General features: G+C 27.7%; 20 protein-coding genes. 9 read left to right on the top strand and 11 right to left on the bottom strand.

Annotated features, from left to right (window positions below; translation table 11 throughout):
- Position 1 precedes the first annotated feature (1 nt).
- The 7 genes from DEU39_RS17220 to DEU39_RS17190 all read right to left on the bottom strand — a co-directional run bounded on the left by DEU39_RS17220 (position 2) and on the right by DEU39_RS17190 (position 9,210).
- Positions 2-715 (bottom strand): hypothetical protein, encoded by a 714-nt coding sequence (locus tag DEU39_RS17220; protein WP_120232773.1) that lies wholly within the window; start codon positions 713-715, stop codon positions 2-4.
- Positions 708-3,770, bottom strand: coding sequence for an Eco57I restriction-modification methylase domain-containing protein (locus DEU39_RS17215; RefSeq protein ID WP_228436820.1), 3,063 nt, complete (start codon positions 3,768-3,770; stop codon positions 708-710). The genes DEU39_RS17220 and DEU39_RS17215 overlap by 8 nt, the downstream gene beginning before the upstream one ends.
- 199 nt (positions 3,771-3,969) lie before the next feature.
- Positions 3,970-4,878 (bottom strand): hypothetical protein, encoded by a 909-nt coding sequence (locus DEU39_RS17210; RefSeq protein WP_120232771.1) that lies wholly within the window; start codon positions 4,876-4,878, stop codon positions 3,970-3,972.
- A 184-nt stretch (positions 4,879-5,062) separates the two neighbouring features.
- Positions 5,063-5,908 (bottom strand): ParB N-terminal domain-containing protein, encoded by an 846-nt coding sequence (locus DEU39_RS17205; RefSeq protein WP_120232770.1) that lies wholly within the window; start codon positions 5,906-5,908, stop codon positions 5,063-5,065.
- 133 nt (positions 5,909-6,041) lie between these two features.
- Positions 6,042-6,317 (bottom strand): helix-turn-helix domain-containing protein, encoded by a 276-nt coding sequence (locus DEU39_RS17200; RefSeq protein WP_120232769.1) that lies wholly within the window; start codon positions 6,315-6,317, stop codon positions 6,042-6,044.
- Positions 6,318-6,434: 117 nt separating this feature from the next.
- The gene (locus DEU39_RS17195) at positions 6,435-7,916 is read right to left on the bottom strand and encodes a hypothetical protein (RefSeq protein ID WP_120232768.1); all 1,482 of its coding nucleotides are present in this window, start codon (positions 7,914-7,916) and stop codon (positions 6,435-6,437) included.
- 1 nt (position 7,917) lies between these two features.
- Entirely contained in the window at positions 7,918-9,210 is a 1,293-nt protein-coding gene (locus tag DEU39_RS17190) for a phage integrase SAM-like domain-containing protein (protein ID WP_120232767.1), read from the bottom strand.
- Positions 9,211-9,684: 474 nt separating this feature from the next.
- Here DEU39_RS17190 and DEU39_RS17185 point away from each other — a divergent pair, with 474 nt between their 5' ends.
- From DEU39_RS17185 to DEU39_RS17170, 4 genes are all read left to right on the top strand, one after another.
- The gene (locus DEU39_RS17185; RefSeq protein ID WP_147367605.1) at positions 9,685-11,007 is read left to right on the top strand and encodes a hypothetical protein; all 1,323 of its coding nucleotides are present in this window, start codon (positions 9,685-9,687) and stop codon (positions 11,005-11,007) included.
- A gap of 26 nt (positions 11,008-11,033) precedes the next feature.
- Complete coding sequence (locus DEU39_RS17180; protein WP_120232765.1) at positions 11,034-13,892, top strand: ATP-dependent DNA helicase; 2,859 nt, start codon at positions 11,034-11,036, stop codon at positions 13,890-13,892.
- A complete protein-coding gene (locus DEU39_RS17175; protein ID WP_120232764.1) occupies positions 13,892-14,680 on the top strand; it encodes a hypothetical protein in 789 nt (262 codons plus the stop codon). The genes DEU39_RS17180 and DEU39_RS17175 overlap by 1 nt, the downstream gene beginning before the upstream one ends.
- A 240-nt stretch (positions 14,681-14,920) precedes the next feature.
- Positions 14,921-16,192, top strand: coding sequence for a tyrosine-type recombinase/integrase (locus DEU39_RS17170; protein ID WP_183037436.1), 1,272 nt, complete (start codon positions 14,921-14,923; stop codon positions 16,190-16,192).
- A gap of 53 nt (positions 16,193-16,245) precedes the next feature.
- Here the strand turns inward: DEU39_RS17170 and DEU39_RS17165 are convergent, their stop codons facing one another.
- The 3 genes from DEU39_RS17165 to DEU39_RS17155 all read right to left on the bottom strand — a co-directional run bounded on the left by DEU39_RS17165 (position 16,246) and on the right by DEU39_RS17155 (position 19,043).
- Positions 16,246-16,497, bottom strand: coding sequence for a helix-turn-helix domain-containing protein (locus DEU39_RS17165; protein WP_120232762.1), 252 nt, complete (start codon positions 16,495-16,497; stop codon positions 16,246-16,248).
- A gap of 23 nt (positions 16,498-16,520) precedes the next feature.
- Complete coding sequence (locus DEU39_RS17160; RefSeq protein ID WP_120232761.1) at positions 16,521-18,242, bottom strand: site-specific DNA-methyltransferase; 1,722 nt, start codon at positions 18,240-18,242, stop codon at positions 16,521-16,523.
- Between the two features lie 111 nt (positions 18,243-18,353).
- On the bottom strand, positions 18,354-19,043 hold the full coding sequence (locus DEU39_RS17155; RefSeq protein WP_120232760.1) for a hypothetical protein: 690 nt from the start codon (positions 19,041-19,043) through the stop codon (positions 18,354-18,356).
- Between the two features lie 248 nt (positions 19,044-19,291).
- Between DEU39_RS17155 and DEU39_RS17150 the strand changes: the two genes are divergently transcribed.
- Positions 19,292-21,700 (top strand): hypothetical protein, encoded by a 2,409-nt coding sequence (locus tag DEU39_RS17150; RefSeq protein WP_120232759.1) that lies wholly within the window; start codon positions 19,292-19,294, stop codon positions 21,698-21,700.
- A gap of 406 nt (positions 21,701-22,106) precedes the next feature.
- On the top strand, positions 22,107-22,718 hold the full coding sequence (locus DEU39_RS17145; protein WP_120232758.1) for a recombinase family protein: 612 nt from the start codon (positions 22,107-22,109) through the stop codon (positions 22,716-22,718).
- Between the two features lie 312 nt (positions 22,719-23,030).
- Here DEU39_RS17145 and DEU39_RS17140 read toward each other — a convergent pair whose 3' ends face one another.
- Entirely contained in the window at positions 23,031-23,342 is a 312-nt protein-coding gene (locus DEU39_RS17140; RefSeq protein ID WP_047096490.1) for a hypothetical protein, read from the bottom strand.
- 71 nt (positions 23,343-23,413) lie between these two features.
- On the opposite strand from DEU39_RS17140, the gene DEU39_RS17135 reads away from it, so the two are divergent.
- From DEU39_RS17135 to DEU39_RS17125, 3 genes are read left to right on the top strand one after another with little or no spacing between them, the layout of a single operon-like run.
- Entirely contained in the window at positions 23,414-23,620 is a 207-nt protein-coding gene (locus tag DEU39_RS17135) for a hypothetical protein (RefSeq protein WP_120232756.1), read from the top strand.
- Positions 23,621-23,622: 2 nt separating this feature from the next.
- Positions 23,623-24,081 (top strand): hypothetical protein, encoded by a 459-nt coding sequence (locus tag DEU39_RS17130; protein WP_120232755.1) that lies wholly within the window; start codon positions 23,623-23,625, stop codon positions 24,079-24,081.
- Between the two features lie 23 nt (positions 24,082-24,104).
- Complete coding sequence (locus DEU39_RS17125) at positions 24,105-24,902, top strand: hypothetical protein (protein WP_147367604.1); 798 nt, start codon at positions 24,105-24,107, stop codon at positions 24,900-24,902.
- The last annotated feature ends 137 nt before the right edge of the window (positions 24,903-25,039 follow it).

The raw sequence follows: 25,039 nt of genomic DNA, 5'->3' as shown, positions 1-25,039 counted from the left end.
ATTAGTTTATTACTACATTAGAATAATCGAAAAATAAATGAAATACAGAGAAATCATCTTTACTCTCATTTATTTTCTTATGCATTGATTTATAAGAACCTTCAAAATCTGGGCTAATTTTAACAATTTCTAACTTCTGAGTGGTTGTTAATTTTTCGCAGGATTGTAAGCGTTCATTAACTTTTATACAAATACTAGAATGAGATATTTTAGGATTTTCTAAAAATCCAATTTGCCCCTCAAAAGGCAATCTTTTTGAAGTGTAGATTCTATCTGAAAACTTTTCCGTATCTGAAACATAGTCTTTAGAATCACTATCTATGGTAATCCTTTTGCATTCAATCGCAAAATAAACAGCATCATCTTGCAAGTCATTTTTCAAAGGTGAATACTCAATTTTTATATCAATTGGGTCATCATGAATTAATCCATCTGATTCACTATGATAAGTCTCGGTTGATTCTCGGTTAATTATTGTATATTGATTAATACCTTCAGAATTAAGTAAATTTATATTTTTCCTTAAATAATCATCAACCAAACCATTCCGTAAAAAATTTTCTTGCTTTATTTTACCTCTTGTGGAATAGTTGTATTTTTTTCCATCTTTTAACATAAGATGATAGCATGAAACAACATATCGTAGTATTTTTCTGACATGAGATTCTATTACTCTACTAGAACCTGACTTAAAACCAATAGCACCATTAATCATCTGCAGAAGAATTTAATCGTTCTAATTCCGCTTCTTGAATAGCTTGTTTAAATTCAGCAATATCATACCATGCCATTGCAGGATGCCAACATTTATACTCATTAGGTTTAATAATATAGAAAGAATCACTTTCAAAACCTTTTATATCTTTTTGAATGTAAAGATTCTTTGACGGGTCTTTAGTATCTGTTATTTTTTCAATACTTAGATTATTAGCCAACTTTTTCAAAACTTCTTTTTCATCAGAATTTTCGGGATAATTTATTGTTATTTTTGGTTTTACATCTGTAATAATAAAATTCATCGCAATAAAATGTCTCATTGGGAAGATTTCTATTTTTACAAATTCGTCATAATATATCTCTTCAAATTCTCTAACATAAATATTAGCATAGCTTTCTAACACATTTTTTTTATTTCTATGGTCTGAGCTATTAAAATTAATTATAAGGTTTTGCTTACTTTGTTGAAATTGATAACGTGAAATGTTTAAAGTATAATCTATTAAGTCCTTTTCATAATCTTTAATATCATAAGATTTATAAATGATTTTATTAATAACTGTAAGTATAGATTGGTTTTCAATTGGTTCACCTAGTTTAAAGTCTTTAAAAAAATCAATATAATATTTTATAAGTAATTTTGCATTATCAATTAATATTTTCTCTTCTTCTTGTTTAAAATCTTTCAATGGAAGATTTAATAATTCTTCATCAAATCTAATTGCAGGTCTCGTCCCAACTCCCCAAGCTCCAGATATTAGAAAAAGATAGTATTTACTAAAGTCTGATTTGAAAAGTGCATAAAGCAACATTATCAAGTTTTTATTTTGTGATGAAACTGAAAATATTCCTTTTCTAAAGACAAAATCATTATTAGAATATGAAATAAGAGGTTCAGTCTCATTTAATGTTTGCTCTTTAAATAATATTTTATGTCCTAAAAAAATATTTTTATCTCTCCCTCTTGATAAGAAAACATCTTCTTCTTTTAAAGTTTTATCTGTATTAATATTTGTAAATCCTTGTTGTATTTGACTATTTTCAACTATAGTCATTCCAATTAAATCAGGAAAATACTGAGCCTTTTGTCCTCTTTCAATACCAGCTCCTTTAAAAACAGTTTTATTATCTATTAAGGACTTAATACTTGAAAGTTTAATTTTTTTTAAAAATTTTAAATCTAAATAACTACCATACAAAGCTACTTTAAACATCCAATCATTTTCTAAAAAATCTTTTTGTAACAAGTCCTTTTGGTCAAATTTTTCAATTACTAACATCTTGAAATATTTGATAAAACGATTATACTTAACAGATTGATGTTTTATAATATTTTTTAAATAATCCTCTTTTTTAGAAAGTTTATAATAAACAATGCTTGCTGGGCTATTTTTCTTTTCAAAAATCAATCTTCTTACTGGCGATAAATCAAAAAACTTTTCAACACAATATGTAGTTAAAAATTCGTCTTTAAAACTTCTCGTTTTATCAGAAACATTATAAAATATCGTACTAGTAACAATTAATGCCGACTTGGTTTTCTCAGACATAAAATCTTTAGTCCTCAATAGAAATGATTGTGCTATTTCAAATCTACCAACCGTTTTATTGTTATTTTTTATCCAATTAACATGAATATTATCTTCTTTTTTACTTTTCCATGGTGGATTTCCCAATATGAAATCAGGTGTATTTTGTGCCACCACTGTATTAAATTCATGAGTACTATCAAAAAAGTTAGCTTCAAATAAATTAGTTCCTAATAAGTGTGGAAAAGGATATTTATCAATATCTTTAGGCTGCTGATAATCTAATAATGCAATATAAATTGAGAAACAAGTAACTTTTAATGCCTCCAAATTTATATCAATTCCAAAAAGATTATTCTTAGCAATTTCTCGGATTTTATTGCTGAATTCTTTTTTATTACCTGAACCATTAATTTCAATTTCTTTTTCAATCATTCTTCTTAAAGATTGAACTAAAAATATCCCTGAACCTACGGCTACTTCAAAAATTTTACATTCCGAAGTCTTTTTTTCATTTAAGTATTTGTCGACAGTATCTGTTAATATATAGTCAACAAGAAACGACGGCGTATATACTGCAGAATCTAAATCTTTTGTCTCATCATCAATTAAAGATTCGTAGATACCTGAAATAACTTCAACAGGAATTATTGAAAAATCAAAGATTTCAAAAAAATAGCCTTCAAACAATGAACCTTGTTGCTCTAATTCACCCTTAAATACATCTGCTAAATACTTTGCTTGATCTTGATTTAATGTAATATTTGTTTCTTTAAATAAAACACCATTAAATTTTTCATTCAACACCTCAAACAGCTTATTTAAGCTATCTGGTTCTGAAATTAATAAAACAAAATTTTTCCTTTTTTCATTAATATTTTCACCTGATATATAGTTGTCATCAATCTTAATATCTCGGTCAATCAAATATCTAATGAAAATCAATCTCAATATCAGCGAATTAGAAGATTTCTCTTCTAAGTAGTTAGGTTTTGCTTTGTCAGTTAAGTACTTCCTAACTTCTTTAATATTTTGAAATAGTCTTTGATTTACACGTTTTTGATTTTCATTTTTTTTGCTTAGATATTCATCCTGAAACCATGCCCAAGTTTCACCTGATTGTAGATTCCAAAATGAAAACCTTTCATTTCTCTCCTTTTCGGATAAATTCAGTTTTTCTAACCAACCTCCTTTATTATCTTTGTTTTTTACAAAATTTAGAGCGTTATATACAGAAATATCCTTATCATTTATAATAAATACTATTGGAGAATTATCAAAAGACCATACTTGCTTATGAATCTCAGATTCTTTGTTCAAATCTTCATTTAATGTTAAATCAAAGAAAAGAATTAACGGTTGATTATTGAAGACATAAATCGCATCAGGATTTATTCTGTCAATTTTGTTTAATATATCTGGATGAAAGTCAAAACCATAGGAACTCCCATCTTCATTTCTAAAAAAGACAGATCCATATAAGTTTAACTTAATCAATAACTTATGTAATTCAGTTTTGCTCACTCTACTTGCAAATTTACAATAATTTACTAAAATATCTATTTATAAACTCTTTATTTTCCGCCGAAAATTTAACACATAAAATAATCGGCAAATATTATTTCGAATTAATATATTTATATTAAAATTTAAGTACAAATTACTCTTAATATATATTCCGATTTTGTCCTTTTTCACCTCCCCTACACTTCCAAATCCGAACCTAGCTATTTAATAATACCCCTATCAAACACTGAAATTTAGTCACAAGCAAATCGTGTAACTCCTTTTTTATGGTATCTAATTGGTACTTTTCAATTAGATTAATATACTTTGCTCTTAGATCATAATAGTAGCTACGAGATTTGCTGTTTTTTATTTCCCGCCAATAATGAGGACTTTTGCCTAGTTCAAAAAACATTTTTTCTTCCCCGCTGATTTCCTGAGTAATATAGCTGTCGATGATATTTATTTCATCAAAACGATCCATAAGAAATTTAAACAGTAATTCCAGTCGACTTTTCTCGTAAATATCCTGAACTGTATAGATTCCAAATCTTTTTTTCAATAACTTACTATCAGTTATCTTAATTTCTAGCCTTAACAGGTGATACTCTAACTTATATTGTAAACCTTTATCATACATTTTCACATAGTATTCATTACGGTTATATTGTTTGTACGATCCTTTGTTTTTAAAGGTATCATATTGGTTAAATTCATCAAAATTGAACATTAAAAAGTTATTTTCAAGCATTTGCTTAGGACTTAGAGAGGTTCGGATGTTTAAGCCAAATTCCAGATTAGTTACTTTGCAATCTGAAATATCTTCGTTCAGATCACCCTGAAGCTGTTGAAAAGCGGTTAAAATATCGCCGTAAGGAAAGTCAGTGTAGTTGCCAGTACCGAAATCGTTTTTAAGGTTAAAATAGGTATGTATGGAGTTTTTGACAAATGCTGATTTTTCCGTAATTCGAACTTCAATATTTTCAAAACGTCTATAACATGGATATTTCGGATCTTTATTAAAATAATCATACGAGCATTTTGTTTCACTATCAAGAAAATCATATTTAATTCTATTTTCCAAAGGTTCTTTTGTATTTGTATATACTTTTATAAAGTCAATCATATTTTGGTATTTTAATTAAGGCACGGTAAGGACTATCACAACTGTTTTACTGTGCCTTTGAGTTATTGTTATAAAAAGATTTTTAGTTGATTTTTGCGTAATTGCGTGTGCATACGCAGAGTTGTAGCGTGCAGTAGTAAAAAGATTCAGCCTTTCTAAAGCCTTGTATCTTTGTGTACAAGGTTTAATCTTCGAATATAAATACAGCATATTTAACATTAGGCTGTTGAGAAGCAAAATCTTTAACTTTACTCTCGTCTTTTGTCATGATAAGACATTCAAATTCATTGGTGTTTAAAAGATTTTTAGCTTCATTATAATCCCGCACAAACTTCAACACGGGTGTTTCTGATTGTATCGTTTCTGATTGTATTGTAGCTATCTCTTGATTATTATCATTTAAATTAATCTGTACATCCTTTGTTTTTTTCTGAACTAAATTATACGCAGAGGTAATACTCAATTCCTCTAGCAACATTCTTTTGATAATATCCTCCAAACCACTATTAAGAACCTTTTTATATCTTGAAACAGTTGTTCTACCAACATTGGCAATTTTTGCTATTTCTAAAAGTGTATCTACTGGTTTTTCTATGTTATTGCCCTTACCTGCATCAATAAGATTAACTTTTGCAATTTGTTGTATTGTTTCCTCATGCAAAAATGCAAGCTGTAGCTTTTGTATTTGTGTAAGATTCCTTCTTTGACATTGGTTTTTTATCATCCAAAACTGAACATCAGAAAGAGTTTGGAAATTTTCTTTGATTTCTTTCTCAGGAATATTCGATATTTCTAATTCAATACATGTTTGCAATCTTACATGCCCATCAATAACCAATTTTATATTATTAACCGTAGTATATAAAACTGGATCGTGGATTCCGTTTTTTGCGATATCACTTTTTAATAGACTATATCCCTCTGGATCTGAAATTGTTAAATAATTTTGTAGTTCTAAAATTGTTGTTAAACCTGCATAAGTATTGTTAACATTATAATTTTGACCGAATAATTGAATTGTATTTGACATGATGTTGATATTTTAAATTTGACACAAGAGATACCCACACAATACTCTAAGTGTGCTTTGATTAAATATTAAAAGCGTGGTAAATAGTTAAGAAATGATTTGGGGTTGTCTAGAATTTCCCCATAAAGTTGTTTTAAGATGCTTGTTTCAGTTTTGAAAATACTTCATCTTTTGAGTAATACACTCTTTTGCCGATTTTGGTATTTTTTAATGTACCGTCATTATTCCAATGAAACAAGGTTGTCAAACTTACATTTAAAAGTTTTGCTGTTTCTTCACGAGTATAAAACTCTTTTTCTTCTGATTGTACAGGAATGATTTTTTCTAATTCTTCCCTAACAAGCTTTTGAATAAATTGACCAAAAGAATCTATATCTATTTGCATCAATTGAATAGCTGAATTTGTCATAATTTTTATTTGTTAAGATTATGATGCAAAATTTCAAATAGGGAAAACAGGGAAAAAGTAGGGAAAATATTTTTTAGCTAACAACACATAACTAGCTAATATTCAAAGAGAAAAATTTCAATAAATTCTTAATTCTGGAATTGGTTTCAACTTTTCCCTATCAATTCCTAATGAATATTCAATCTCTGATAAGAAAAGTTCTGTCTTTTTTGAAGTAAATGGATAATCCTTATGTTCAGAATTATTAATATTAGTGTAATTTTTAAGAAACTGCTGTTTATTTTCTCTTTTGTTTAGTGGATTAAACTTTATTATAGAATCAAATGAAGCAATTGAATCAAATACGATTCCTTCTACTTCTGTGAAGTAATCAAAAACGTGAAAAAAATAACAAATTCTAAAGAAGTAGATATCACGGTCAGTATTAAGACTTTTTATATTTAAGGAATTATATTTATTTTCTGACAAGAGATTTAAAACAATATTGATTTCCTGAATTGTAAAACTTTTTCTATTCAAATAGTTTACAAAATTTTCTTTTTCTTTAAAAAAGTAAGTAAAGTTTTCACTCAAACTCTCACCGTTTAAATCATTGTTTTCTCCATATAACTTTAAATTCAAATATTTTAATTTCATTCCATATAAACAATGTTCATCATCCAGTTCAACATAATTATACTGATAGATATTGTTTAAATAAGTCAACTGAAAAATATTTGAATCTTTCAATATTGTGAGATAATTCCACAAAGTATCATAGAATGAGACAAGAGGAATGAGTTCCTCAAAAAAACCATCTAATTGTGGTGTGTTAAATGAATGCCTATAACACAAGACTTCATTTTCCGATATTAATGTTTCCAAGTATTTAGTGGCATTTGAGACTTCACTAATTAAAGGTGAATTTGTAAGAGCATCTATTTCTCTCATGAAACGTCTCATTTTGATACTACTTTTTTGATCTAAAAAAAGAATTTGCGAAGCATAATAACTAATATAGGTATTACGAAATATATACCGTAAAGATACAAAATCTTCAAAATCTTCTTTTAATGAAGCTAAATCAATTTTATAATTTTCTTCAAACAAACAGTCATCGTCTTGTTCTTTCTCATAACCATAACATGTTTCTTCTGTTAACAGGTAATTTACATCAAATAATATGGATTCTATTTCTTCTGCATCATAAAGGTCTGATAAAGTATTAATTTCATCAAAATCTACATAATTACAGTCCTCGTTAATTATTTCATTAACATCTGTAAAATATTTGAGGTATTCAAAATAATCTTTAATTACTTTCGCAGAACCTTGTTTCTCGTGAAACAACGCTTTCCAATGATATACAAACATATCCTCTGATGCGTGCAGAATAAGTTTTCTTTCTTTTTCGTCAGTAATATCAGTATAATATTTAGCAATATTATTTTTGATCTCTTCATCCGAACAGTAATTTTCCACCTTATTTATTATTCTATAACCTTGAAAAAAGAACCCACCAACTCCATGTACATTAGCTGGCAAATTTGACGTAACAGCATATACAATAAAATCAAGTGTTACTCCAGATTTTGTATTAACATCTGTATGTTTTTTCATATTAGAATCCTAAACTGTTAAAAATTTTTGCAGTTGACTTTGCTTTTTCAGCATCTGTTTTATTGATATATGCTAATAGTTGCTTTTCCGTCGTATGCCCTGTAAAATTAAGCAAATAAGTAGTAGGAATTTTCTCATAAAAGTTAGAAGCAAAACTTTTTCTTCCTATATGAGATGTAACAAGTTTATGTTTAGGAAAATTACCAAAAACTTTGCGAGTAATATTTTTCCCATCTTTTTCTATCGTCTCTGTTCTACCATTGTATACAATTTCATCTATTTCGGCAATCTCACATACATCTTTGATATAAAGATTTAATTTTACATCTGATATTTTTCGAGGAAACTCACCGTTTCGCTTTGCTAAAATATCCTGAACCTTTTTTAATAAAGGAATTTGCATCTTAGCATTAGTCTTTCGTTGTGTAAATTCGATGTATTTCTGTCCCTCACTATCTTCCACAATCATAGAGGAATTAAACCTCATATAATCACTCACACGTTGTCCCGTATAACAAGAGATAAGTAACCAATCTCTAGCATTATCAAGATAATCATGTGGCATTTCTTTCTGCTCTATTCTATCCAACTCATCAAACGTTAAATAAATTGATTTTGGGATATGCTTTGTTGCTTTCTCAACTTCAAATTTCCACAATTCCGCATGCTTGTGAACTTCAATATCAAAAGAACCTGCAACTTTACAAATCATTTTTAAAAATTTAAGGTTACGATATGTTGTTGAAATCTTGTAATTCTCCTTATTACAATACTCTTCAAAATCAAATCTAAAAGAATTATCTAAATCTTTAAATTTTAATCCTCTAAATGTTTTCTTTCTGATTTTCCTATCTGCTACATATCTAATCATTAATTGCTTAACAACATTAGCCTTCTTAATAGTCGATTCCATAACACTATCTTTTTTTAAAGAAATGTAAGTATCAATAAAAGTAATTACATCATCCGAATAGTAATTATCCTCTGCTTTTAAGGTTGTAGGTTCTATAATTGATTTCAGCCATTCTTTTAAATCGATTTCTGGATTATCCTCCATATAACTTGAAATAATATTAGCTTCTAATTGTGAAAGACGAGTGTTTATAGTTTCAGCATCATCTTTATGCATTTTTTTAGATGGTATTTTGCATTTTCCATCTTTCCATTCTTTTGGTTTACAACTCAAGTAGGGAACAGGAACACGTATATCAATATCCCTGTCTCTAAATTTTGCCCAAATTGTACTTTCTTTATCTGCTACCTTTCCTCTAATAAAAAAGCTTACTGATGCCATAATTAAAATGATTAAAAATTAAAGTTGTACCCAAAGTTGTACCCAAAAGATTCAAATATAGTTTAATTTCAATAAATTCAATTTAATTAAACAACCTTAAAAAGCCCTTGTACAAAGCATTTATAAATTAACTAATATTTTAACAGATTTAAAAACCTAGTCCCTCCAACTCCACTAACACGAAAGGTTATGAAACCTAACAACAACTAAAAACACTCTATATCAATATTATAGAGTGTTTTTTTTGTTTCATTTATAGTTATTTAAATGTTTTAAATATCACTTAAGTGGTGGCATTGGTGGTGACAATAGATAATTAAGAGATTAAATATAAAGTTCTTCTATTTTTTGTTTTATATATTTGCGCAAATCATTATCCGATTATAAAAATACACTAAGTACATTCAAAAGAATGTTTAAGTTTAAACTTATACACTAAAACTTACAAACAAGGGGACAGTTTAAAAATAAAAAGTGAGTAAAATTAATAAACATATAAAGTCAACGATAAATTCAATCAGTTCAGAAGTACTAAATGGAGAAAATTATTCCAGAAGTGATTTTGCACGAAGTATTTTGAACTATCCAGCAATGATGGTTCCTTCAGTCCAAGAACCCATCATACAGAAGCTTTCAGAAGCTCTCAATACCGAAGTATCGTTGTTTGACCCTTTTACAGGTGCCTCCAACACATTAGTCACAGGTATGAAATATGGAATGAATGTTTTCGGGCAAGATATAAACCCTCTGTCTATTTTATTAAGTCAAGTAAAAACAACTTTTTACAATGCAGAAGAACTTAACGAACTAGAAATAAGAGTATGCAATAATATTCAAAATGATAAATCAAAAAAAATTGAGATATCATTTGTAAATATAAATAAATGGTTTACAAAAGAGATTCAAATTGAACTATCAAGAATATATAGAGCTATCCGTAGAGAAGTTAATAAAGATATGAGAAAGTTCTTATGGGTTGCAATGGCAGAAACAATACGTCTCACTAGTAATGATCGAACCTCTACCTTTAAAATGCATATGAGACCCATTGAGGAGATAAACTCTCGACAAGTATCAGCGTTAAGAACTTTTTTTTCTGTCATGACAAAGAATGTTAAAAACATTAATGACTTCATATCAATATTAATACAAAATGGGCACATTAAAAATGGGCAATATATCAAACAGGCAAAAGTTGTTTGGGGAGATACTAATTCAAACATTAAAACAAATCAAACCTTTAATTTATTAGTAACATCACCTCCTTATGGAGATAATCAAACCACTGTAACATATGGTCAATTTTCATATCTTCCCTTGCAATGGATACCAGTAGAAGATATAGACAATAATATTGAATTGGAATATCTTAAATCGACACAAGAGATAGATGGAAAAAGTCTGGGAGGTCGTATTAAAGAAGACATTAAAATTATTGAAGAAAAAATCTTTGAAAAATCAAATACTCTTAAAAAATTTGTATGTCAATTTAAAGATAATGAACGTAAAAAAGCAGAAAAAGTTAGTAGGTTCATATATGAATTAGACAATAGTATAGACAAAATGATGCCTCATATGAGAGAAAATTCATTTCTAGCATGGACTATTGGTAACAGAAATGTTAACAAAAAAGTGGTACGAAATGATCTTATTTTAAGTGAACTTTTCCTATTTAGAAATATTGATCTATTTACAGGATTAGAAAGAGATATTCTTAGTAAAAGAATGCCAACTAAAAACAATTTCTCTAATACAATGAGCAAAGAAAGTATTCTCATTTATAAAAAAACTACCTAACTTAGATAAAAAACTAATTAAACCAAATGATAAATTTACAAGATTTTTCTCCTAGTCAAAAAGAGGCAATACTTATAAATGATAAACACCTACGCATTATAGCCTGTGCTGGTTCTGGAAAAACAACAACTGTTGCTGGAAAAGTAGCATATTTATTAGACCCTGAAAACAATTTCAACATTAAACCAGAAAATATTATAGCTTTTACTTATACAGAAAAAGCTGCTGGAGAATTAAAAAACAAAATTCTCAATAACGTTGGTCAATATAGAGGAATGGCAAATATGTATATTGGGACAATTCATGGTTGGTGTTTAAAATCTCTACAAGAGAATGAGTATAGATATCAAAGTTTTTCTGTATTAGATGATATTAAATTAAAACTATTTGTTGATAAACATTATGATTTAGTTGGGATGAAAAACGTTACCAAGCTATCTAACCCCTCTGTTTCTCTTCGCCGTTTTATCGACACATCGTTATTTATAAGAATAATGGATATTGTAAGAGAGTCTGATATTAAAAAAGGACTCAAATTTCCAGAAAATATTCTACAAGCAAAAAAGAAATATGAAGAAACTCTTATTTCAAAAAAATATTTTGATTTTTCGATGATCATGGATAAGGCACTAGAATGCCTTGATAATGACACTAATTTAAAAAATATCATTAAAAATAATCTTAAATATTTGATAGTTGATGAATATCAAGATGTTAATCCATTGCAAGAAAAATTGATTAAAAGGCTTCAAGAAATTAGTGATTGTAAATTAATTGTTGTAGGTGATGATGATCAAAATATATATCAATGGAGAGGTAGTAATAATAAATATATAATAAATTTTGAAGATAATTTTAATAAAGACTCGGTTAAAACAATTCCCCTCTCATTAAATTACAGGAGTTCTGAAGGAATTACCAAGTTATCTGAAACATTGATTTCTAACAACCAAAAAAGAATTCCAGACAAAAAAATGGATTCTTATAAATCTCAAAATTTTGATAGAGGTATTGATATTCTATATAATAGATATGATAATGTAGAAAATGAAAATGAAGCTATTGCGAAATATATAAATGATATTATAGGAGTTAAGTTTGAAGATAATGACGAAGAGACTAGAGGTATTGCTTTTTCAGATATTAGCATACTATTGAGAACTTGGAGCAAAGCAAATTCAATTGTTTCTGCATTAGAAAAATATAATATTCCATATATAACTGCAGGTGTAAATCAGTTGTTTGAAATGGATGAAATTAAAGCAGCACTAGCAATTTTTAATTACTTATACGGCGATATTGATGAATATCAGCTTAAGGAAAAATGGTTAAAAATACCTCATGCAAAAATTTCACCCGAAAAAATTGATGTTGCAATATTTAATCTTTCAATGAAGAACCCTAATATTGAAAAAGTAAAAGATAATTGGGAATATTCTCTTCAGGATATTTTTTGGAACTTCTTGAATGATTCTGAGGTTTATGAAGAAAATTTTATAAATCAATCAAATGAAGATATTGAATTAAGAAGTAAAGAAAGGGCTGAAATTATCTTTTTTAATCTTGGAAAGTTTAGTCAAGTAATAAATGATTTTGAAACAATAAATTTCAACAGTACAAGTCCTTCCTTTCATCTTTTTAGCTTTTTGAGTTTCATTAATTATGTTGCAAAAGATTATTATCCTGAAGGATGGTTAAACAACCCTTATAAGACTCCTAATGCTGTTCAAATCATGACAATACACCAATCTAAAGGTCTTGAGTTTCCATGTGTCATTGTCCCTGGTTTAAATCACAATTACTTACCTTCAAAAAAAAGAGGGGGATTAAATGAATGGCATTTCTTAGATCGAGAATTAATAGATGAACAATCTAGATATGAAGGTGATGAAGAAAAGGAAGATGAAAGAAGATTACTATATGTAGCGTTGACTAGAAGCCAAAAGTTTCTATTACTAACACAAGCACCTGATTTAAATAACAAATTATATAAAAAAGAATCACAGTTTATACAAGAACTTACCGAGGCAAAAATAAACTCATTTCCTGTCATGATTACTGATTTAAGACACAGGTTCTCAGATAACATAAAAATACAAAGTAAACCAAAAGAAAAGGTTAAGAATATATCTTTAGACTTCACAAGTTTGAAAGATATATTTGAATGTCCTTATCGTTTTAAATTAATATCTGTATTTGGATTTTGTTATCCATTAAATCAACGAATGGGAGTTGGAAAATCATTTCATAATTGTTTAATGGAAATACATAAAGAGGCTAAAAAAGGGGTAATTCTTCAAGAAAATGAATTAATTTCTCTTATAGATAGACAAACTCATTTTCCTTACCTTACTAAATCAACAAAATTAAGTCAACCATTATATGATAAGGTTAAAAATAATGTAAAAGATTATTACAGAGATAATTTAAACGAATTTGAAAATATTGAATTTGTTGAACAAGAGATTCAATATAAGATAGATAAAAATATTTTAGTAATAGGTCGAATAGATTTGATTAAAAAAATTGGAGATTCAGGTTACTATGAAACAACAATTGTTGAATTCAAAAGTGATGAGGAAAATGCTGATGCTCCACTTACCAAGGATCAATTAAAGCTTTATGCACTTGGTCACAGAGAATTAACAGGTGAAACAGCTAATTATATTATGACCTATGTTATAGGAAAGAATAGAGCAAAAACACCGGAAAAGCTTTATGAAAATGACCTTGAAGAAATTCAACAAAAAATTAAAAATGCGGTAGGTTTGATTCGTGATGAAAAATTTATAAAAACAAACGAATCTAGAATTTGTAATGAAAATTGTTACCAAATAAGATTATGTAGTAATAGAATCAAATATAATATAAAACCTAAGAGATAATGGGAGTCGTTAAGGATAGAAAAACTGCTGTTAAAAACTTAAAAAAAACAACAGAAGATTCAAGTAAGGTCTTATTTATACACTATTCTGCTAGCAATACTTTAGATGATGATGATTATGGAAATATTTCCCCAATTATAACATCGATAGTTATAAAATCTCTTGATGGACAAATCGATAAACAATTTGCAATCCATTTAGAAGCGGATAAGGCAGACATTCCCAAAGAACAAATACAGGATTCTTATAGGGAATTAGAACTACGCATTCTTAGGTTATATAATGACTTTGTAAAAAGACATAGAGATTGTTTTTGGATTCATTGGGATATGAAAAATATTCATTTTGGATTTGAAGCAATTAAACATAGATACGAAAAAATTTTTGGAGACTTAAGTGACTACTGTGAAGTTCCTAGTACAAACAAGAAAAATCTTAGAACCATCATTGAAGGGATGTATGGTGAAAATTTTGTATCAGGTGCTGACACATTAAAATCTTTATTATTGTGTAATTCAGATAATGTAGAAGACAACAGATATCTGAGTTTTGATAATGAATCTACTCAATTTGAAAATAAAAATTTTTCTGCAGTAATAAGATCTGTTGATTTAAAAGTTGATTTTATTAAAAAAGCTACAAATAATCTTAGTTATAAAAAATTAATTGTTTCAAACAGGAATAATTATGCGATTTTTATAGATACTATTAATCATCCTATTTTCACATTTAGTGGTTGGATATTTGGCTTAATAGGACTTTTATTAACAATATTAACAATGATATAATTATAGATGTCAAAACTCTGTGAAGGTAACAAAAATAGTTAAATAGGACTTTAAATTTTCTATTGAGAATTACCATAAATTTATCAATTTCCAAGTTGAAAACTAATCCCAATAATTATAAAAAAACTTACTTATTACTATGAGACAATTTTCACTAAATATTAATTAGATTTTTTTGCCTATCCATTTTTTTGCCCGAAATTAGCTTAAAACAGGACGTTAATGAGTATTAAATTTTATATGAGAAAGAAGATTGGGGTCGCAAAAGTTAACTTTCGATACCATCCAAATAGAAAAACAGATATTACTCTTACCACCCCTTTCTCTATTAATGTTGAACATTGGGATCCAAAGAATGAAAAATATTCTGAAATATTTAAGAAGAGAAATCCCAAAAATGAAATTGATAAGAACAATAACAAATATATTGACGAATTTAATTTAAGACTAAATGAATTTAAAATATCACTGAATAGTTTTATCATCTCTAATAATTATCAAATTGACAGTAACAAATTAAAAAATTTTATTAGTAAAAATTATTCCCCTGACAAAGTAAAAAACATTCAAAGATCTACACAATCTTCTATATTAATTTCAGAACTTATTGATAACTACATTGAAGAAAAAAGTGTTCTAGCATTAGGAAAACATAAACCTATTACCCAGGCCTCAATTAAGAAGTTTAATGTTATCAAGAATAAACTTAATAAAATAAATCCTAGACTTCAGGTAAAAGAGATCAATGATCATTTTAGGGATAAATTTACGAAGTGGAGTGAAAATGAAAAATATTCAGAAATAACCATTGTAAAAGAACTTAAGATAATCAAAACGTTTATTAAGTACGCTAAATCAAAAAAACACAAGGTAAGTGATGATGTTTCCGAATGGATATTTTATGTTACTCCCAAAAAGTATAAATATCCAACTCTAAATTTAACTGAACTAAAAACCATTGAACTAGTTAATCTGGAACATGATTATTTAGATAATGCAAGAGATTGGTTACTTATAGGATGTTATACTGGACTCAGGGTTTCTGACTTGTTAAATACAAATCATACAGAAATATTAGAAGATCTTTTATCATTTACGCAGAAGAAAACCAAAGATGAAGTAACAATGATTTTACTTCCACCAATAAAAAAGATATTGGAAAAAAGAAATGGTGTATTCCCAAGAAAAATATCAGATCAAAAATTTAATGATTATATAAAAAAAGTTTGTAAAAAGGCAGGTTTAACAGAAATAATGATAGGGGGTAAAATGATTGATAAACGCAAAGTAGTAGGAAATTATCAGAAGTGGGAACTAGTGTCTTCACATATATGTAGAAGATCTTATGTTACTATTTTTAGACCTTACTTTGGCGATGAAGGTGTAATGCTAAATACAGGTCATAAAACCCAGGCTATGGTAGCCATATATGATCAAAATTCAGAGTTAGACAAGGCAAAAAAAATGAAAAATAAGATCTTAAGTATTTTTGATACATTAAATATTGATTAATTCAAAAAATAAAAAAAGGAACTGTTATTTTTAACAGTTCCTTTTTATAATAATTAAAGAGGTATTTCAGATCTTTTAAAATACACCTTACTTCCCAGATAATGTGGAGTTAATTTCCCCAATTTCACCCACCTATTTAATGTTGATTCATTGATTTTAAGTAATTCCCAAGCTTCTCTTCTACTCAACAAAAAATCCTTATTATCTTCTTTACTGATAATTTTTTTAAGTTCTACAATAATACTTACCTTAATCTCTTCAATGAGTTCATCCTTTGTTATATTTTGTAAATATATTTGATCCATCTTTATTATTTTAAAATTTAATATTATGCTGCATACTCGATCTTGTTGTCTATTGATAAAAAATCTTGTTTTAATGTAATATAATCCTTCTCATTGTACTCAGAAACACCTTTTTCAAGAATTTCACGTATCTTCACTATATTCTTTTCATAAAGTTCACTGATAATTACTTTACGATTAAGCATTAACGCCGCTCTTCCTGTAGTTCCAGTTCCACCGAATGGATCCCATACAGTACCGTTTTCAGGGATAAAAGATAAAAGAAATGGTATAGGAAGTAATGTTGGAAAAGATCCGAAAAATCCGTTTTGTAAACCGTCTTGTTGAGATCTTTCTTTTGAAATATTTAATTTTAATATCTGCTCAATATCATTATCACAAAGAAAATTTCTGATTGTTTTATAATGATTGGATATATGATAAGATGATACTTTATCCGCTCCTTTGTTGCCTTGTTCGGAACAACCTTTTTTAACTGTTGCAGATTTCTCCGGATCAAATATTCTTAACTGATCGTAATAATAATCTTTAGATTTAGAGAAAATAAGAATTGATTCGTATCCATTTGTAAATCTCTTGGTATTATTCCCTTGCGGTTTATTGTTTGATTTCTGCCAGATTACCTGATCGATATAGAAAAATCCGGCTTTCTGCATTTCTGTTACTAAAAGAGCAACTATACCTACACATATTCCTCCTTGGTAAGAATCATGGAGATTTATTATTATAACTCCGTTATCTTTCATATTTTCAGCTCCAAGTTTCATTACATCCACGATATTTTTGATAAATTCTAGAGGTTTTTTTTCACGACCAATTTCAAATTCCCGCCCTTGTGTATTCTTCTCTGAATACTCAATTTGATTATAATAAGGAATTGAGGTGAAAATACCATTTAGTATTGTATCTTTTGGAAATTGAGTATCAAGGCAATTTCCAGATAATATGGAATACCTTTCTGAAGTAATTTTAGTTATAGGATTTATGTTTGTAATCTTTTTATCCTTTTTCGTATTATATTGACTAACTAATAATTTAGCCTTTCTAAAATCATAATTCTTGCTTAGGAATCCATCAAGTATTTTAGCCTCTTTTTCTTTTTCAAGACTGTAATTCAATTCTTTATTAGTCAATAAATCTAATGCTTGTTTTGCCCTGTCACATGAGATTTCATTTTCCAAAATTTTCGTCGAAAGATTCAAATTGTTACTTGGATTTTCTTTATCAAAAATTAAAGATTTTTTAAAAGTAATTACGTTATTTCTTCCCCATCCTTTACCATATTGTTCAGAAATAAATCTGTATTTTTCGTTATAAGAGCTTTCATCCAATTCGCTTTGGCAATCAACTATCCGAAGATAATGAGATAAAAGTCTTTTACGTTCCTCTATTGTTGGAACTGATTTTAAGTTGTATTCGATTATTCTGTCTTTAAATTCCTCCTTTGATTCAGGAGTGTTATCTAGTACTATGCAGTTAATTTGGTTTAAATTTAAATTTAACAACGTTAAAAACCTTAAAACTCCATCAACAATAACATATTTACTATCAACCCTAAAAACAACAATTGGAGAATAATATCCAGTTTTTTTTATTTGATCTTCAAGGTTTTTAATGAAAAACGATTTTCCTTCTTTATCAAACAGTTCTTTCCATCCTTCTGAGATTTCAATTTGTGATGTAGGAATTGTCGTAATATTGTTTACTAACGGGAATACAACTGATGAATTTTCTATTTTTTTCATAATGATATTATTTTTAATTTTATAGTAGGTTAATTTTATTTTGGGTAACTTTTGTTTTTTTTATAAAAAAAAGGGAATTATCCCTCTATCTCCTTATTTAATCAAAGACATTTACAAGTTGTATTCTTTTTTATATAACTCCCATATTTCCTTTCTTACTGCTTCTTGTATATAGTCGTCTTTGGTTGCCATTTTAAATTCAAATATCCAATCTTCTCTGTCAATTTCAACAATTAGATCTGAAATAAAGAAACCATCAACAACTTTAATCCTTTCTTCTTCTCTAGGATTTTTTGCGTTCTCATTAGTTACAAGAAATTTTTTCATTATTTCTTTTAAACTCTCTTCACCAATTTGCCCGAAAGTTCGAGTTGTATTTTTATCTTTAATTCCATTGGAATCGATCCAAACAATCTTCACCTTATCATATTTAAAACCCGAACCTTTTTTTTCGAAAACAGATCGGTAATATTTAGGATCATAAATCAAGATTAATTTCTCAATACGGATTATCCATTCGTTTATTCTTTCTATAATATCAATTACATTGAGAGAATCAATTTTTTCATGAAGAAATTTATTGAAATTTTGAATCACCTTTTTTTTCTCCTCTTCAATATCCTCAAAATAACTATCTGTAAACTTTTTATATAAGTTTCTATCGGGATTCCTCAGTTCATGCATAACCTCCTTTTTATTCATCTTTTTTATTTGAATTATAGGTAATCCCACATAAAATGTCCTAGGCTTAATCGTCATTTGACTAAGTTTTTGAACGATGTTACTTATATCAATTTTCATATTATCTATTTTATGTGACAAAGATATAAAAAAATAATAGTTACCCAATTATAAAGTGGTAATTTTTGTATTTTTAATATAAGAAGTTGTATATCAGTTAATAAAAATATTGAAAGTATAAATTAATATGATCTTGTCATGCTAAAAAATGCTAAAATTAACTTTCTTATTTTGTTTTCTTAGAAAATGCACTTACATATGTAATGGGATGATTAGTTATCCAATAAACTTCCAATAAAAATAATAATATGGAAGAAAAGTTATTCAAATATTCTATAAGTGAGAGAATATTTAACAAAAAGTTGGGAGATGGTCAATTTTGGCAAGTGAACCAATCCATTATTCCAACAGAAACAACAATCAGAGATTTTGCGACATTAATTACCAGACCAAAGGCACATTCTTGGAGTGGTGGTATTTTTAAAGAATCGATAAGTAATAATGAATGGATTCAATCTTCTATTATCGGATTGGATTTTGATAAAGGAGAAATTTCGTTAAAAGAAGTTTATCAAAAATTTGAAGAATTTGGAATTTGTCCTAATCTTCATTATGATACATTTGGAACTTCGGTGGAACTTCATAAATTCCGGGTAGTTTTTTTCTTTGATAGTACAATTAATGACATTGGTATTTATGATAAGATTATGATTGCCTTAGAAAAGATATTTTTTATAGATCCTAAATGTAAAAATCCATCCAGAATATTTTATGGTGGAACCAATGTAAAAATAACTAGTACTGTACCCGTATCGCTAATTAAGTTCATTGAATTTATTGATATTAATAAAATTTCTAGAGATAATTATCTTACAAGAAATATTCTTGGTACAAATTCAATTACTGCTAATTTTTGTAATAATCTATATAATAATTATAAGGATAAACACTTTTTAGCACATAACAATAATTTTAATTGTACTTCTTTAAAAGGGGGAAAAATCGTTGATTGGGATATGGCAAGAAAAAAGGTAAAAATTCTGGATAGTTTTTTTAATGGAGAATGGCTAGATCATAATCAACTTTTCGGACTGGTCACCAATATTATATATATAAGAGGTGGTGAGAAGAAAATAAAAGAAATAATGAAAAAATTTAATTTAGAAGGTAAAACAAACTATACTTCCAACAATTTCGCCATTATACCTTACGTTAAAAAGATGAAATATCATCCAATACCTGTTTATAAATTTTCCAATTATATCGAAGATAGTGATATTCATGACATAATTACTGAAGTTAACAATATTAGAGGACATATAGAAATATTAGAGCCGATTAATAAGATAAGTCTTAAAGAAGCAGAAGAGAAGATGATCTCAAGTTTTAATAAAGTTCTCGACAATGATGAGACGAATAAAACCTATATATTTTCATTACCAACTGCAATTGGAAAAACAAGATTATTAACTAATGTTGAAAAATGTGTTATTGCATTACCAACTAATAATCTTAAGAATGAGGTGAAAGAGAGAATGGTTATAGATCATACTTTTTCACCAGATACTATTAAGTTTTTTAAAAATTCTCTTAATACAAAAATAGAATATTATTATCAAATAGGTTTACCAAAGAAATCAATGGGATTAATTGGACAAGTCTCTGAATTTAGATATCCAAGTAATTTGGATGATATTAAACTGGCTGCAGATTATATAACTCAACTTGAAGAGTGTAAGAACCCAAATAAAACTGTTTTAACTACTCATAAAAGAGTTTTAAATTCAGATTCCTTCATACATAAAACTATTATTTTTGATGAAGACCCTCTCAATTCACTGGTGGAAATAAAATCTATGTCGATTAAAGATATCATTGGAACTCAATACTTACACGATCCATTGAAAGAAGTTGCAATTTTTTTCTTACCACTTGAAGCTGGGATTTATGAAACCCCAAACTTTAAAATCAATCATGATAATCTTTCTGACTTCATCCATGATAAAAACATTTTTCAAACTAATGTTTTCGATTTTTTTAATAGTAAGTTCTTCATCAAAAATGAGGATATGGTCTATTACATAATAAAGAAGGAGCTTCCTATTGACTCAAAAAATATAATTATGTCCGCAACTATTCCGGTTGAATTTTATAAGAAATTATATCCTGAAATGGAATTTGAAGTTTTTGATATCAAACATGTTGAACAAAAAGGGGAAATAATACAATATACAGGTCGATCATGTTCTAGAAAAGGATTGAACATCTATGGTAAACAAATTAGTGATGAAGTTGGAGGTAAAACTGTAATTACATTTATTGACCACAAAGAAATTTTTCAAAACTCACCAAAAGAAGTTCATTTTGGTAATTGTTCTGGCTATGATAATCTTAATGGACAAAATATTACGATTGTTGGTACTCCGCACCGAAATAATATTGAATATTTTCTAATGGCAAAATTGATGGGAGTTAATTTTGACATAAAAAATTCACCAATGACTTATCAAAAAATACAGTATAATGGATTTGAGTTTATGTTTAATGCATTTGATAATGAAGATCTAAGAGATATTCAATTATCTTTAATAGAATCCGATTTAATACAGGCGGTAGGACGAGCAAGAACATTAAGAAATGATTGTACAGTGGAAGTATATTCAAATTTCCCTTTGTATGTATCAGATCAATTTATTATTAAGAAGAAAATAGCATAGGCTGTTAAATAAGTAAATCATGATTTCATAGAAAAATGATAAATTACTTCAATTTTTAGATTTTTTTCCAGAAATTTTTTTATTGAGATTTCAGTTAAATTATTGAACCCAGTTTTTTTTATCAAAATACCATAGGGGGAGGAGGGAGGATTTGAGTCCCCCTCTAGAGGGGGGATAATGATGATTTTTAGAATATTATAAGAAGGGAGAGATTGACTCCCTTCTTTATTATATAAAAGGTATTGATTATTATTTTGTCCCTATAGTAATATTCCGTAGACTTATAGTGTTTTCCTTTATATTACAATAAAAGGTAACGCATTCTGAAAGTGCTAAATAGTGCTAAATGCTTAGGCTTAAAGGTATTTTCGCTTTAAATTTAATCTGTGATTAAAACAACCACAAAATGAGAGTAAAATACAATAGAGTTTCTACATTACTTCAAACAGGAAATCGTTTTGAAGCAGACAAAGAAAAATATGATATGGTTTTTCTTGATAAAATATCCGGATCGGTAAGTTTTAAAGACCGTCCCAAATCTAAAGAACTCATTAAACTGATTGAAGAAGGGAAAATTTCAGAAATCGTGGTAGAAGAGTTTTCAAGACTCGGAAGAAACACTGGAGATGTAATCCAAACACTGGAATGGTTGGAAGATGAAAAGATTAATGTGGTTGTAAGAAATATAGGTCTTCAGTCCAGACCTAACGGTAAGAAAAACGCAATATGGAAAATGATTTCTTCTGTAATGTCTTCACTATATGAAATGGAACTTGAGAATATTTTGGAAAGAACTAGTGTTGGGAGAATGGTTTATCTTCAGAATGGTGGAATTTTAGGAAGACCAATTGGAACCAATGAAGGTGATTCCAACTTTATTAACAAACCAAAAAATAAGAAGGCATTAGAATATCTTAAGAAAGGAAGAACCCTGAGAGAGATAGGTAAAATTCTTGAAATGTCAACAAAGACGGTTATGAAAGTAAAAAAAGTGGCAATAAAACTTGAAATGATTTAATTTAAAAATTGTATTCTAAGATATATAATACTAGTTGTTTCCTCCGGCAAAATAATATTTTAAGAATTTTGAAAAAATATTACGAATTTGAAATAGATATCGATGTTTTTCGAGTGTAATAAATTAATATTTACCCTAGGTAAAGAGTGAAAAAGCTTTATTTATACCATTATAAATGGGATTTTATTTTTAGTTTAAATTTAAACCGGGTATTATAATTTCAGGCAAAAAAGGTTTAAAAAGATAGTGTAAAAGTTCTTTAAATATGAAAAATGGCTAATAAAATTACTAAAATAAGTATACTTTAGATACTTATTTAGCAGTTTGTTTTTTCAAAATCTCTAATAAATCTTCTTGAGATTTTATTATTTTTTTCCAATTAATCTCTGAAGAAGAAAATATTTGATCCTCGATTATCATATTCCCTTCACCTCTAAATAACCAGTTGGCATTCAAATCAGAATAACGATATAGTATTTTTGCTATATTTTCCTGAGACAACCCTCCTCTTTTTCTCCCTTTTCCGATTATACCTACAGAAATACCAGTCTCAACGGTAAGTTTATTATCATTTAAACCTTTGTATTCCATGTATTTATCTAATCTCTCAAAAAAATCATTCATTATTACTATATATTTATTGATTTGTATTGAAATATTGATATATTTGTTTCGTATTTGAAACAAAGTAAGCAATGGATAAAAATACGCAAAAAAGACTGACATACAATACTCAAATAGTCAAAGTTCTCTCATCATCTTTTCAGGTTTCTGAATATTTCGTCCGTGAAAGTATCAAGGGAAACAAGAGTAGTTTCACTGCGGATAAAATAAAGAAAAAATACAATGAACTTAATAACCCAACTCTTGAAAAATTAGAGGAATATAAAAAAGGAAAATAACTATGAAAAAAACTCAATTAATCATTGGAATCAGTATTCTGTTATCATCATGTGGAAACCACAATGATGAATCATTAGAAGAAAAGAACACAACTAATCAACTTATAGGAGTATGGCACAGATATAAAACAGTTGTTTTTAGTGGAAAGGATAATACAATCCTACAATCTTATGAACACTCAAAATGTGAAAAGGAGTCAATTCATGAGTTTAAGAACAATAATAAGTATTATCTCACAACTTTTGTCATGAATTTTTCAACTAATCAATGTAAACAATCCGGTACTATAGAACAACTACCCTATATCTACAATCCTACCACCAAATTACTTGATATTGATGGGGAAAAATATTACTTAAATAAATTAACCAACCAAGATATGGAACTTCAGGAGTATGATTATTACGATCAAAACGGAGATGGTCAAAAAGACAAAAAGATTGACTACTACAGAAAATAATATATACATTAAAATATAACCGGATGTACTATAATGATTATCTAAACCTCTTTGACCCCGAATCCTTATTATCTCCCAAGTTTATTATTTCATTTCTTGTCTGTTTTGGATTCTTTTTGTTTCTGTCCCATTTAATTTTTGGAAAACGTTCTGGTAAAGATCATACATCTATTATTTTGAACAAAACTTTAAACATTGTTGGATATATAGTCTATTCTTTTTTACTGATTACAATCATTGATTATAATTACAATTTCGACAAAACAGAATTTTGGTTCTCTGAATTTGAACCTGTACCTGATATAATAAAACAACATATCAATGAAAAGTACTCTGATAATAATGAATCATATCAAGAAAATAATATTGAATCGACTTATACAGGCTTTAATTGGTCAGAAATAAGTATCACTCCTGAAGCGGAAAAACTTATTAATACTTCAAAAGTAATTAGTCAATATAATCTTAATGATGAACAGATATTACAATTAAAAAAAATATTGAGTGATCCCAACCCAGACCCAAAAGATTTATCCGGAAAATCATGTAATTCTGAATCAAAGAATTGTAAATGGTGCGGAAAGGAATTCATTCTTGAAAGCAAATACTACTCCTCTAAACAATTGTTGAGTAATATCGTAGTACCTGTCGAAGATCCGCTTCAATTAATAGGACTTTTAATAAACATTGGTTATGTTGATCCGGTTAAATGTATTGACAGTTACGAAAATGGAAATAAATACCAGTGTATTGTTATTGAGGATAAAGAATTTTGTTCTTTAAAATGTGAAAAAGAATTTAAAAATCACCAAGGATATTAATTAATCTACTCCTAGACAAAGACAAATATCATTTTATAAAATACCGTAGAATTACGGTATTTTATATTTAAACTATTTTATATTTTTACTTTGATCGCATTTACTAAATAATTACATTATAAATCAATAATCATAGT

This window comes from Chryseobacterium sp. AG363, from assembly GCF_003610675.1.
GTDB classification, from domain to species: Bacteria; Bacteroidota; Bacteroidia; order Flavobacteriales; family Weeksellaceae; genus Chryseobacterium; species Chryseobacterium cucumeris.
This window is presented reverse-complemented; position numbering and strand designations above follow the sequence as displayed.